Annotated in this window: 9 protein-coding genes; 3 read left to right on the top strand and 6 right to left on the bottom strand. The window is 59.0% G+C overall.

What is annotated here, in order from left to right:
* Positions 1-13: 13 nt before the first annotated feature.
* On the bottom strand, positions 14-2161 hold the full coding sequence (gene fadB / locus ACYZT6_RS07970) for a fatty acid oxidation complex subunit alpha FadB (RefSeq protein WP_462026405.1): 2148 nt from the start codon (positions 2159-2161) through the stop codon (positions 14-16).
* A 540-nt stretch (positions 2162-2701) separates the two neighbouring features.
* The gene (locus ACYZT6_RS07965) at positions 2702-3139 is read right to left on the bottom strand and encodes a hypothetical protein (protein WP_462026404.1); all 438 of its coding nucleotides are present in this window, start codon (positions 3137-3139) and stop codon (positions 2702-2704) included.
* A gap of 104 nt (positions 3140-3243) precedes the next feature.
* Here ACYZT6_RS07965 and ACYZT6_RS07960 point away from each other — a divergent pair, with 104 nt between their 5' ends.
* Positions 3244-3684: a universal stress protein gene (locus tag ACYZT6_RS07960; protein ID WP_008028495.1), complete on the top strand. Its 441-nt coding sequence runs from the start codon at positions 3244-3246 to the stop codon at positions 3682-3684.
* A 190-nt stretch (positions 3685-3874) separates the two neighbouring features.
* Here the strand turns inward: ACYZT6_RS07960 and ACYZT6_RS07955 are convergent, their stop codons facing one another.
* Positions 3875-5794: an ATP-binding cassette domain-containing protein gene (locus ACYZT6_RS07955; protein ID WP_462026403.1), complete on the bottom strand. Its 1920-nt coding sequence runs from the start codon at positions 5792-5794 to the stop codon at positions 3875-3877.
* Positions 5795-6007: 213 nt separating this feature from the next.
* Here ACYZT6_RS07955 and ACYZT6_RS07950 point away from each other — a divergent pair, with 213 nt between their 5' ends.
* A complete protein-coding gene (locus tag ACYZT6_RS07950) occupies positions 6008-7936 on the top strand; it encodes a transglycosylase SLT domain-containing protein (RefSeq protein WP_462026402.1) in 1929 nt (642 codons plus the stop codon).
* A gap of 79 nt (positions 7937-8015) precedes the next feature.
* On the opposite strand, the gene ACYZT6_RS07945 is transcribed toward ACYZT6_RS07950, so the two are convergent.
* Positions 8016-9029, bottom strand: a complete 1014-nt coding sequence (locus ACYZT6_RS07945; protein ID WP_462029918.1) for a Fic family protein — start codon at positions 9027-9029, stop codon at positions 8016-8018.
* A 68-nt stretch (positions 9030-9097) separates the two neighbouring features.
* Complete coding sequence (locus ACYZT6_RS07940; RefSeq protein ID WP_462026401.1) at positions 9098-10864, bottom strand: ABC transporter transmembrane domain-containing protein; 1767 nt, start codon at positions 10862-10864, stop codon at positions 9098-9100.
* A 257-nt stretch (positions 10865-11121) separates the two neighbouring features.
* Here ACYZT6_RS07940 and ACYZT6_RS07935 point away from each other — a divergent pair, with 257 nt between their 5' ends.
* Positions 11122-11301 carry a PA1571 family protein gene (locus tag ACYZT6_RS07935; protein WP_462026400.1) on the top strand — a complete coding sequence of 60 codons (180 nt, stop codon included), beginning with the start codon at positions 11122-11124 and terminating at the stop codon, positions 11299-11301.
* Positions 11302-11478: 177 nt separating this feature from the next.
* Here ACYZT6_RS07935 and pdxB read toward each other — a convergent pair whose 3' ends face one another.
* Positions 11479-12621, bottom strand: coding sequence for a 4-phosphoerythronate dehydrogenase PdxB (pdxB, locus tag ACYZT6_RS07930; RefSeq protein WP_462026399.1), 1143 nt, complete (start codon positions 12619-12621; stop codon positions 11479-11481).
* Positions 12622-12683 lie beyond the last annotated feature (62 nt).

Raw genomic sequence — 12683 nt, 5'->3', positions numbered from 1 at the left:
AAAGTTGGGACGCTTAACCGAAGAACCGTTGGCCGGTTTTGGCCATTTCACGCAGTTTTGCGGTCGGGTGGTACAGCGCGCCCAAATCAGCGTACTGGTCAGCCAGGGCAACGAACTCGGCAACACCGATCGAATCGATGTAGCGCAGCGCACCGCCACGGAATGGAGGGAAACCAATACCGTAGACCAGACCCATGTCGGCTTCGGCGGCAGTTTCGACAATGCCGTCTTCCAGGCAACGCACGGTTTCCAGGCACAGCGGGATCATCATCCAGTTGATGATGTCTTCGTCAGTGACTTCGCGCTGCTCGTAAACGATCGGCTTGAGCACTTCCAGCACCGACGGGTCGGCCACTTTCTTTTGCTTGCCCTTCTTGTCGGTCTCGTAAGCGTAGAAACCCTTGCCGTTCTTCTGGCCCAGGCGCTTGGCTTCGTAGAGCACGTCGATAGCCGAACGGCGATCGTCTTTCATACGGTCCGGGAAGCCTTCAGCCATGACGTCACGACCGTGGTGGCCGGTGTCGATGCCGACCACGTCCATCAGGTATGCCGGGCCCATCGGCCAGCCGAATTTTTCCATGATCTTGTCGATACGGACGAAATCCACACCGGCGCTGACCAGCTTGGCGAAACCGCCGAAGTACGGGAACAGGACGCGGTTGACCAGGAAGCCCGGGCAGTCGTTGACGACGATCGGGTTCTTGCCCATTTTCTTGGCGTAGGCAACGGTGGTGGCGACGGCCTGCTCGCTGGACTTCTCGCCACGAATCACTTCAACCAGCGGCATCATGTGCACCGGGTTGAAGAAGTGCATGCCGACGAAGTTTTCCGGACGCTTGAGGGCTTTGGCCAGCAAGGTAATGGAGATGGTCGAGGTGTTGGACGCGAGGATGGTGTCCTCTTTGACCTTGTCTTCGACTTCGGCCAGTACGGCTTGCTTGACCTTCGGGTTCTCGACGACGGCTTCAACGACCAGGTCAACGTGACCGAAATCGCCGTAGGACAGGGTCGGACGAATGCCGTTAAGCACTTCAGCCATTTTCGCCGGGGTCATGCGACCTTTATCAACGCGGCCGACCAGCAGCTTGGCGGCTTCAGCCAGGCCCTGCTCGATACCGTGTTCGTTGATGTCCTTCATCAGGATCGGCGTGCCTTTGGAAGCCGACTGATAAGCGATGCCGCCACCCATGATGCCAGCGCCCAGTACGGCAGCCTGCTTCACGTCGCGAGCGATTTCGTCGTAGGCCTTGGCCTTTTTCTTCAGCTCCTGATCGTTCAGGAACAGACCGATCAAGCTCTGCGCGGCAGAGGTCTTGGCCAGTTTGACGAAACCGGCGGCTTCGATTTCCAGCGCCTTGTCACGACCGAAGTTCGCGGCTTTCTGGATGGTCTTGATCGCTTCAACCGGTGCCGGATAGTTCGGACCCGCTTGACCTGCCACGAAACCTTTGGCGGTTTCGAAGGCCATCATTTGTTCGATCGCGTTCAGTTTCAGCTTTTCCAGCTTCGGCTGACGCTTGGCCTTGTAGTCAAATTCGCCGGAGATGGCGCGCTTGATCAGCTCCAGGGCCGCTTCCTGCAGTTTCTCAGGTGCAACCACGGCATCGACGGCGCCCACTTTCAGCGCGTCTTCAGGACGGTTTTCCTTGCCGGCGGCAATCCACTCGATGGCGTTGTCGGCACCGATCAGGCGCGGCAGACGCACGGTACCGCCGAAGCCTGGGTAGATGCCCAGTTTGACTTCCGGCAGGCCGATCTTGGCCTTGGTGGACATGACGCGGTAGTCCGCCGCCAGGCACATTTCCAGACCGCCACCCAGAGCGATGCCGTTGATCGCGGCGACAGTCGGGACGTTGAGGTCTTCGAAATCGCTGAAAATCTTGTTGGCTTCCAGGTTGCCAGCAACAAGCTCTGCATCAGGCAGCTTGAAGTTCTCGACAAATTCGGTGATGTCGGCGCCGACGATGAAGACGTCCTTGCCACTGCTGACGATCACACCCTTGATCGAAGCATCTGCCTTGATGGTGTCTACGGCCTGACGCAGCTCGTTCAGGGTTAGACGGTTGAACTTGTTAACGGACTCACCCTTGAGGTCGAATTTCAATTCGACGATGCCACTTTCAAGAGCCTTAACCGTGATGGCTTTACCTTCGTAAATCATCAACTGATCTCCACGATATGGAAGCTGAACAGTACACGTCGGACGCAGGCGAATGGCTCGGCAGGACGCTTATCGTCGATGCTAACGCCAATCCACCCGGCACACCCGCCAACGCGATAGTCGGGATTCTGTAGGAGCGGTCTGAAATACAAACGCTCAATTCATACGCCCGTTTGATTTGGGTACGCCACCTTCACGGAATTTCCGACAATTGTCAATCGCCCAAAATACGGGTGGAAACGCGACTTTGCGGTCACTTCCGTACTGCGAAGATCTTCAACACGCATCTGCATGTGAGTCCATTCATAGGATCAATAGTTAGAAAAGTCGCCCTAATTCGCTGCAGCCTTTGTTTAAAAGGCTACGCTGGCGGGAACTTGAGAAAAAAATATGAACGCTTTTGGCGAACGCCCGGCGTAAGATCGGCGGCACAAAGAATTACCGGCCTGCCTGGCCAACCCCGGCCCGATGATGATGTCGGGCTTTTTATTGCCTGTCTGTCGGAGATTTCGCGCCATTGCAGCGCGAAATGTCCGTGAATCATGCCAGCGCTTTCAGCACTGCATCGATGTCCTGCAAAATCGTCGCCTCGCCCTTCTCGCCCCAATACAGGGTGATCATCTGTTTGTCCGCCTCGACTTTGTAGACGTTGGCCGGCAATTTTTCGAAATGATTGAGCAGCAAACGATCTTCGCAAACTTCCTGCCACTGGTTCACCCAAACACCCGGCGACTTTTGCCAATAACTCCAGCACGCCGGCTGATTGCCACGGCGCGGCCGATGGTACTGGGCGCAAGGGCTCGGTGGCTCCTGGCTCAGCCAGTGCGGCCACTCCTGGGGCGCAAGCTGCATGGCCAATCCGATACGGCGCGCCTCCATGCGCAAGGCCATGCGCCCGCTCTGTCCACGGGACGGCCGCAACCACGCCAGCGGACTCAGTACCACCAGCAGGATTGACACCACTATCCAGACCGTCATATCTGTACTCCCGATTCTTGATGAGCGCTTTGAGTCACTTTGGAACCAATGCGCTTGAAACCAGCCATACTTACCAATATTGCAATCCTCAGGAGGAGCACCTCATGCCCTACAACCACATTCTGGTCGCTGTAGATCTAACCGAAGAGTGCGACCCTGTAATCCACCGCGCTCGCGAGCTGTCGGTGAGCAACGGAGCGAAATTATCCCTGGTCCACATCGTCGAGCCGATGGCCATGGCCTTTGGCGGCGACGTCCCCATGGACCTGTCACAACTGCAACAGCAGCAGTTCGATCAGGCCAAGGAACGCCTGGACCGACTGATCGTGAAGTATCCGGAGCTCTCCAAAGAATACAGCCACCTGACTTACGGCCAGCCGCGCCAGGAGATCCACCACCTGGCCAAGGAACAGACCTGCGACCTGATCGTGGTGGGCAGCCATGGCCGCCACGGCCTGGCATTGCTGCTGGGCTCGACGGCCAATGACGTGCTGCACGGTGCGCCTTGCGATGTGCTCGCGGTGCGCCTGCAAAACAAAAGCTGACAACACTTTTCCAATGTGGGAGTGAGCCTGCTCGCGATTACGATGTAACAGTCGACAATTTGTTGAATGTTCAACCGCAATCGCGAGCAGGCTCGCTCCCACAGGGGCTTTGCGACAACTCCGGATTGCATTTCATACGAAAAGCCCGGCGTTCATCACTGAACGCCGGGCTTTTTTATTGCAGGATCAATCAGGCATCCAGCTCGGCCCAACGCTCGACCATCACGTCGTGCTCAGCCTGCAACTGCTCAAGCTGAGCGATCACGGCAGCGGTCTCGGCCGCAGGACGCTGATAGAAACCGGCATCGGCCATTTGGGCCTCCACGGTAGCGATCTGCTGTTCCATGGCTTCGATCTGAGCCGGCAACATCTCCAGCTCACGCTGCAACTTGTAGCTGAGCTTCTTCTTCGACACTGGTGCTTCGACTGCCGCAGCAACCGGTGCCGCTTCGGCCGTCACGACCGCAGAGGTCAGGTCGGCTTTGCCGGACTTGCTCTCGGTCACGCCCAGCAGGCGCGGCGAGCCGCCCTGACGCAGCCAGTCCTGGTAACCACCGACGTATTCGCGAACCTTGCCTTCACCTTCAAAGACCAGGGTGCTGGTGACCACGTTGTCGAGGAATGCCCGGTCGTGACTGACCATCAGCACGGTGCCGTTAAAGGTCAGCAAGACTTCTTCCAGCAGCTCAAGGGTTTCGACGTCGAGGTCGTTGGTCGGTTCGTCGAGGACCAGCAAGTTCGCCGGTTTGCTGAACAGTTTGGCCAGCAACAGACGCGCACGCTCACCACCCGATAGCGCCTTGACCGGCGTGCGGGCACGCTGCGGGCTGAACAGGAAGTCGCCAAGGTAGCTCAGCACGTGGCGGCTTTGACCATCGATATCGATGAAGTCGCGACCTTCGGCCACGTTGTCGATCACGGTCTTTTCCAGATCCAGCTGATGGCGCAACTGGTCGAAGTAGGCCACGTCGATGCGCGTGCCTTCTTCCACTGTGCCGCTGGTTGGCTGCAGACCGCTGAGCATCAGCTTGAGCAGTGTGGTTTTACCGGTACCGTTGGCGCCCAGCAGACCAATACGGTCGCCGCGCGTCAGGACCATCGAGAAATCCTTGATCAGGAACGGGCCACCCGGGTGAGCAAAGCTCACGTTCTCGAGGACCATCACCTGCTTGCCGGACTTGTCGGCGGTATCCAACTGAATGTTGGCCTTGCCGGTGCGCTCGCGACGTTCGCTACGCTCGACGCGCAGGGCTTTCAATGCGCGCACGCGGCCTTCGTTACGGGTGCGACGGGCCTTGATGCCTTGGCGGATCCAGACTTCTTCCTGAGCGAGCTTTTTGTCGAACAGCGCATTGGCCGTTTCTTCAGCGGCCAGTGAGGCTTCTTTGTGCACGAGGAAACTGGCGTAGTCGCCGTTCCAGTCGATCAGGCCGCCGCGATCCAGTTCCAGAATGCGGGTCGCGAGGTTCTGCAGGAATGAACGGTCGTGCGTGATGAACAGCACGGCGCCCTGGAAATCCTTAAGCGCTTCTTCAAGCCAGGCAATTGCACCGATGTCCAGGTGGTTGGTCGGTTCGTCGAGCAGCAGCAGGTCAGGTTCGGAAACCAGGGCCTGGGCCAGCAGGACGCGACGACGCCAGCCGCCGGACAATTCGGCGAGGGTCTTGTCGGCCGGCAACTGCAGACGGCTCAAGGTGCTGTCGACCAGTTGCTGCAAACGCCAGCCGTCGCGGGCTTCGAGGTCGTGCTGGACGTGCATCAGCTTGTCCAGGTCGGCGTCGGTGACGATGTTCTGGCTCAGGTGGTGATACTGCGCGAGCAGCTCGCCGACACCGTCCAGGCCTTCGGCCACTACGTCGAACACGGTCCGCTCGTCGGCTACCGGCAATTCTTGCGGCAATTCGCCAATCTTGAGGCCGGGTGCACGCCAAACTGAGCCCTCGTCGGGCTTCTGGTCGCCCTTGACGAGCTTCATCATGCTGGACTTGCCAGTGCCGTTGCGGCCGATGATGCACACCCGCTCACCACGGGCGATCTGCCAGGACACCTTGTCCAACAACGGCATAGCGCCGAAAGCAAGGGACACATCGCTGAATTTGAGCAGGGTCATGAGCTTCTCCAAAAACCGGGCGCGCATTCTACCTGACTTGAGGCTTCAGAAGGCCGGCAATTTCAATGTCGAAGCACTCTGCATGACAATTGTTGCGAACTTGTGCAGAGAGGCCGGCAAAGCTTTCGCCCGTTGCTGGCAAAAGGCTAAGCTACAAACAATTCAGTGCAGGTTAAGCCTGCACTTGTCGTGATTTCTCTGCCCGGACGTCTCATGCGCAGTCGCCTTTTCAGTCTTTTATCTTGCTTGCTTCTTTCTGCCACTGCCGTTCAAACCGCCCAGGCGGTGGACCTTTCCACCCAGCGTCAATATTACGATGAAGCCAAGCGCGCCTTGGCCAAGGGCGATACCGGCCCTTACTTTCGTTATAGCCAGGCCCTCAGCGATTATCCGCTGGAGCCGTATCTGGCCTATGACGAACTGACCGCGCGCCTGAAAACCGCCAGCAATGCCGAGATCGAAAAATTCCTCGCCGAACACGGTGACCTGCCCCAGGCCAACTGGATGAAATTGCGCTGGTTGCGCTGGCTGGCGGATCGCGGCGACTGGGCGACCTTCGTCAAATACTACGACCCCAAGCTCAACTTCACCGAGCTGGACTGCCTGAATGCGCAATACCAGATCGGTCATAACCAGAAAACCGAAGGCTACGCCAACGCCAACAAACTCTGGCTGACCGGCAAATCCCAACCCGCCGCCTGCGACGCGCTGTTCGGGCAATGGGCCGCCGAAGGTCAACTGACCGAGCAAAAACGTTGGGAACGCACCAAGCTCGCCGCCCAGGCGCGTAACTATCCGCTGGCGAACAGCTTGGTCAACGGCCTGACCACCCTCGCCCCTCGCGGTCGTTTGCTGGTGGATGTGGCGCAAAAACCTGAACTGCTGAACCAGCCATCGCGCTTTACCCCGGCCGACGAACCGATGTCCGACGTGGTCAGCCTCGGCCTGCGCCGCCTGGCCCGCCAGGACCCCGACAAGGCCATGGCCCTGCTCGACGGCTATGCCAGCAGCATGCACTTCTCCCGCGATGAAAAAGTGGCGATCGCCCGTGAAATCGGGTTGACCCTCGCCAAACGCTTCGATCCTCGCGCGCTGGACATGATGACCAGGTACGACCCGGAACTGCGTGACAACACCGTCTCCGAATGGCGTATGCGCCTGCTGTTGCGTCTGGCCCGCTGGGACGATGCCTATCAGCTGACTCGCCGCTTGCCGCAGGATCTGGCGACCACCAACCGCTGGCGCTACTGGCAGGCCCGCAGCCTGGAACTGGCGCAACCTCAGAACCCGGAAGCGCAAACGCTCTACAAGAACCTTGCTCGCGAGCGCGATTTCTACGGTTTCCTCGCTGCCGATCGTTCGCAATCAGCTTACTCGTTGAACAACAAACCCTTGGTCCTGAGCCAGGCGCTGATCAACAAGGTGCGCAATACGCCAGGGGTTCGTCGCGCCCTGGAATTCCACGCCCGTGGGCAGATCGTCGACGGTCGTCGCGAGTGGTACCACGTCAGCCGTCACTTCAGCCGTGACGAAATGGTCGCCCAGGCGAAACTGGCCTACGACCTGAAATGGTATTTCCCGGCGATCCGCACCATCAGCCAGGCGCAATACTGGGACGATCTGGATATCCGCTTCCCGATGGCCCACCGCGAAACCCTGGTGCGTGAGGCCAAGGTCCGCGGCCTGCATTCGAGCTGGGTGTTCGCCATTACCCGCCAGGAAAGCGCCTTCATGGCCGACGCCCGTTCCGGCGTCGGCGCCAGCGGCCTGATGCAGCTGATGCCCGGCACCGCCAAGGAAACCGCGCGCAAGTTCAGCATCCCGCTGGCCTCGCCGCAGCAAGTGTTCGACCCGGACAAGAACATCCAGCTCGGCGCCGCTTACCTGAGCCAGGTCCACAGCCAGTTCAACGGCAACCGCGTCCTCGCCTCCGCCGCCTACAACGCCGGCCCCGGCCGTGTGCGCCAGTGGCTGCGCGGCGCTGACCATCTAAGCTTCGACGTGTGGGTGGAAAGCATCCCGTTCGACGAAACCCGCCAGTACGTGCAGAACGTGCTGTCGTACTCGGTGATCTACGGCCAGAAGCTCAACTCGCCGCAGCCGCTGGTGGATTGGCATGAGCGGTACTTCGACGATCAGTGATTGTGGTTTGACGCGCTAAAAAAATGCCCGCATTGAGAAATGCGGGCATTTTTCATGATGTTCAAACAGCTACGTCGAGTCAGTAACGCACCGCCGTTCGTTCGCCAAGCTCGGTCAGACGATACCTTTGAACCGGACTGCGAGGGGAATCGGGGTCAGTCATTTCAATTAAGCCGACAGTTAACGCAGGCTTGAGATAGTTGGCCCTGAAGGTCGCCTTGTGAGCTAGCCCAACCTCCGCCATCAGATCGTTAACCTTGAGTGGAGCACTTCCCCGCAGAGCAATTAGCAGTTTCGCTACTTGGTCGGTTACTTGGTCGGTCATAGGTTCGCTACGGGCCGCCTCGCCAAGAGCAACGCTCAACGCTTGCAGCATGAACTCGACAAAAGGCGTTGATTCAGCCAATTGATCCGCTGCAGACAACGCAGCGTAATAGGTGTCCTGCTGCTCTCGAATCACCGCCTCGACTGGCAGATAAGCCAACACCGGCCGCCACTGACTGAGTATCAAGGTTTGCCAGAGTCGCCCCATACGCCCATTTCCGTCGGCGAAGGGATGAATAAACTCGAACTCGTAATGGAACACGCAGCTGACGATCAAAGGGTGCCAATCTGAATCGCTGAGCCACGCCAGCAAATCGTCCATCAAGTGCGCAACGCGACTCGGCGGCGGTGCCATGTGGACTAATCTTTCGCCACGGTAAATACCTACACCCGCTCGGCGAAACTGTCTGCAATCGTCAATCAATCCGCCCATCAGCAACTCGTGCGCCCTTAGCAGGTCGGACCGGCTACTTGACCGCCACTCGGGCATGGCTTCATAAGCCGCAAATGCGTTACGCACTTCCTGGATTTCTCGCGGCAGGCCGAGGACCCGGCGCCCCGCCAGAACTGCGGTGACCTGTTCAATGCTAAGGGTGTTGTTCTCGATCGCCAAAGAAGCCTGAATCGTACGAATTCGATTACTGCGACGTCGTTGAGGCGCCTGTAGGCGTTCGTCCACAGCCGTCAGCTGACCGATTTGTTCGCTGATCTCGGCGATCAACGCCAACATTCTGGTGGTCAGGGTCAACGGTGGTTGATAACGGCTCATATCCTCATCCAGGCTCGCAACTGAGGCCGACATAATGCCCGAACCTTGCAGCATTCAGCAGCTCTCATTCATGCCGCTTCGTGCCCATCACTAAACTGCAATGCCGCCAACCGCGCATACAGCGCATTGCTCGCAATCAACTCCTGATGCGTCCCCACAGCCACCAGTTTTCCTTGATCCATCACCGCGATCCGGTCGGCATTTTTCACCGTGGCCAAACGGTGGGCGATGACCAGGGTGGTGCGGTTTTTCATCAGGCTCGGCAGGGCTTGCTGGATCAGGTGTTCGCTCTGCGCATCGAGGGCGCTGGTGGCCTCGTCGAGCAACAGGATGGGCGCGTCCACCAGCAGCGCCCGGGCGATGGCCAGGCGTTGGCGCTGGCCGCCGGACAACCCGAGGCCGCCGTCGCCCAGGTGGGTCTGGTAGCCGTTGGGCATTTGCTCGATGAAGTCGTGTGCGTAAGCGATTTTTGCCGCTTCCTGGACCTGCGCCAGCGTCGCCGTCGGATTGCCGTAGCGGATGTTCTCTTCGATGCTGCCGAAGAACAGCGCCGGATTTTGCGAGACCAACGCGAAGCAGCGACGCAGGTCGAGAGGATCGAGCAGGGTCAGCGGCACGCCATCGAGCAGGATCTGTCCCGAGGCGGGATCGTAAAAACGCAGCAGCAGGTCATAGACGGTGGATTTACCGGCACCGGACGGACCGACCAGGGCGAGGGTTTCGCCCGCATTGATGGTCAGACTCAAGCCATCCACGGCATAGCTTTCTGGACGCGACGGGTAGGAAAAGCGCACGTCTTGCAGCGCCAGATCGCCCTTCACCCGATCAGGCAAGGTGACCAAACCTGAGGTTGGCGCCTGGATGATGTTTTCCGAGCGCAGCAATTCGGCAATCCGCTCGGCCGCACCCGCCGCTCGCTGCAACTCGCCGATCACTTCGCTCAACGTGCCGAAGGCGCTGCCGACGATCAGGCTGTAGAAGACGAACGCCGCCAGTTCACCTGCCGAGATTCGTCCGGCGATCACGTCCATGCCGCCGACCCACAGCATCACGCCAACCGCGCCCAACACCAGCACGATCACCAGCGTAATCAGCCAGGCCCGTTGGAAAATGCGTTTGCGCGACGTGTTGAACGCCTCCTCCACCGTCACGGCGAAGCGCTGCTCGTCCTGGACCTGATGGTTGTAGGCCTGCACGGTTTTGATCTGGCCGAGGGTTTCGGAGACGTAGCTGCCAATGTCGGCAATGCGGTCCTGACTCAGGCGCGACAGGCTGCGTACCCGGCGGCCGAAAATCAGGATCGGCGCGATCACCAGCGGCAACGCCACGACCACGATGCTGGTGAGTTTGGGGTTGGTGATAAACAGTAAGACGATCCCGCCGATCACCATCAGCAAATTGCGCAGAAACAGCGACAACGAAGAACCGATCACCGATTGCAGCAACGTGGTATCGGCGGTCAGCCGTGACTGGATCTCGGAGCTGCGATTGTCTTCATAGAAACCCGGATGCAGATAAACCAGGTGGTTGAACACTTGCTTGCGGATGTCCGCGACCACGCGCTCGCCGATCCACGACACCAGATAAAAGCGCGCAAAGGTGCCAACCGCCAATCCGACCACCAGTAACATGAACAGGCCGATGGTCTGGTTGAGCAAATGCGCCGATTGGGTCATGAACCCCTGATCCACCAACAAGCGAATGCCCTGCCCCATCGACAACGTGATGCCAGCAGTGACGATCAGGGCGAGCAAGGCGCCGAAGGCTGGCCAGCGATAAGGTGCAAGAAAACGACTGGTCAGGCGAATCGCGCGGCGGTGACGGGCAGAGAGCATCGGGTTATCCAGAACGCAATTGATGGGGCCAGCCTATACCGCTTAAGTGGGGTGGAACTCTGTAAATCACAATGAGTCAGGTTAATTATGACCACAACGACTAGCGCCTAGACGCTATTGGTCTAAAGTCCGGGTAGCAACACCGCAGTATTTCTGGTGGACTGATATTGCCGCCCAGGAGAGATCGCAGGGAGTTGTCACAGCCCGGTCACCTGGCGGTTTTAAAGTAGGTACACAACCTGATGAGGAGACAGGCCATGTCCTTGCAAAACAGCAGCGAAGACAAAATTGAAGTGATCCGCACGCAGCCAAACCAGTCTCTGGGTTGCTCGATTATTGATAAGGATGGGCGCGAAGTACCGATCACTGAAAGCATGATCCAGGAAGCCTGCAGCGAACTGGAACAGCGATTGGTCAAGCCTGCCGAACAAAAGTGATATAGCCACCGTCTTCTTGACCCGGCCTTGATGGCCGGGTTTTTTATGGGTGCTTATCCGGGAATTGCGGTGCAGCTATTCGCGGGCAAGCCTCGCTCCTACAGGTCGTGCGTCAATTTCGGAGTCGCGTTCATCCTGTAGGAGCGAGGCTTGCCCGCGAAAGGGCCGACTCGGTCTCTAAACTGCCGTTGCACCCAACGCCGCCACTATCTTCAACAACTCAGGCGAACTCCCCTCAATCCGCACCGTCAACCCGTCAATCTCCCGCCGCTGCGGATAATGTTTGCGCAACGCATCAAACGCCGCACGCTGCTCGCTCACATTGCCTACAAGGCTGCGTCGGAAATCCGCATCGTCCCGGCGTGGGTCGTACACACCGCGGCAAATCATCGCCAGCGCCCAGGCCGGATTGCTTTCAGCATTCAGGGTCACTTGCGACAACCACGGCGCCGGCAGCAAATCGCTCAAGCTGACCAGGGCCGGTTGCCCGATAAAGTCGCAATACGCCTGATAGATCTGCGCTGTCCCTCGCTGCTTGCCATCGAGGCTGTAGCCGGCAATGTGCGGCGTCGCCAGCACGCAGAGTTCGGCCAGCGCCACATCGACTTCAGGCTCGCCTTCCCAGACGTCGAGTACCGCTTGCAGGTCTTCGCGCTGCAACAACACCTGGCGCAAAGCGGCGTTGTCCACCACCGGGCCACGACTGGCGTTGATCAGCCAGGTGCCCGGCTTGAGTTGGCTCAAACGACTTTTATCGAACAGATGCCAGGTCGATTGTGAGCCGTGTTTCTTCAAAGGGGTGTGCAGACTGATGACGTCGCACTGCTCGACGATCTGTTCGAGGCTGACGTAATCGCCACCTTCTGCGGCTTGCCTTGGCGGATCACAGACCAGCACGTTCCAGCCCAGGCCTTTCAAGACGTTGACCAGTCGACCGCCGACTTCGCCGGCACCGACCACGCCGTAAGTGCGTTGAGTCAGGTCAGCGCCTTCGATTTCGGCCAGGGTCAGCAGACTGCCAAGCACGTAGTCGACCACGCCCCGGGCATTGCAGCCGGGCGCGCTGGACCAGGTAATGCCGGCCTGCTGAAAGTAATCCAGATCCAAGTGATCCGTGCCGATGGTGCAGGTGCCGACAAAGCGCACCTTGCTGCCTTCGAGCAACGCGCGATTGACGTTGGTCACCGATCGCACCAGAAGCACATCGGCCTGCTCGACGGTGGCGCGGTCGATGGAACGTCCCGGCACCCGGCGGATTTCGCCGAACCCTTCGAAGAAGGCATCGAGCAGCGGGATATTTTCGTCGGCAACAATCAGCATGGCAGGCTCCTTTGGCGGATCGGCAGTGTAGGCGTAGATGACCATTGCGGGCCAGCGGGCAT

Source organism: Pseudomonas sp. RT6P73 (assembly GCF_054897715.1).
The sequence above is the reverse complement of the archived record's forward strand: the minus strand, read 5'-3'. Positions and strand labels throughout refer to the sequence as shown.

What these genes read in the sequence shown, in the direction of transcription:
- fadB (WP_462026405.1), bottom strand. Translation starts at nt 2,161, where the DNA reads ATGATTTACGAAGGTAAAGCCATCACGGTTAAGGCTCTTGAAAGTGGC.
- ACYZT6_RS07965 (WP_462026404.1), bottom strand. Translation starts at nt 3,139, where the DNA reads ATGACGGTCTGGATAGTGGTGTCAATCCTGCTGGTGGTACTGAGTCCG.
- ACYZT6_RS07960 (WP_008028495.1), top strand. Translation starts at nt 3,244, where the DNA reads ATGCCCTACAACCACATTCTGGTCGCTGTAGATCTAACCGAAGAGTGC.
- ACYZT6_RS07955 (WP_462026403.1), bottom strand. Translation starts at nt 5,794, where the DNA reads ATGACCCTGCTCAAATTCAGCGATGTGTCCCTTGCTTTCGGCGCTATG.
- ACYZT6_RS07950 (WP_462026402.1), top strand. Translation starts at nt 6,008, where the DNA reads ATGCGCAGTCGCCTTTTCAGTCTTTTATCTTGCTTGCTTCTTTCTGCC.
- ACYZT6_RS07945 (WP_462029918.1), bottom strand. Translation starts at nt 9,029, where the DNA reads ATGAGCCGTTATCAACCACCGTTGACCCTGACCACCAGAATGTTGGCG.
- ACYZT6_RS07940 (WP_462026401.1), bottom strand. Translation starts at nt 10,864, where the DNA reads ATGCTCTCTGCCCGTCACCGCCGCGCGATTCGCCTGACCAGTCGTTTT.
- ACYZT6_RS07935 (WP_462026400.1), top strand. Translation starts at nt 11,122, where the DNA reads ATGTCCTTGCAAAACAGCAGCGAAGACAAAATTGAAGTGATCCGCACG.
- pdxB (WP_462026399.1), bottom strand. Translation starts at nt 12,621, where the DNA reads ATGCTGATTGTTGCCGACGAAAATATCCCGCTGCTCGATGCCTTCTTC.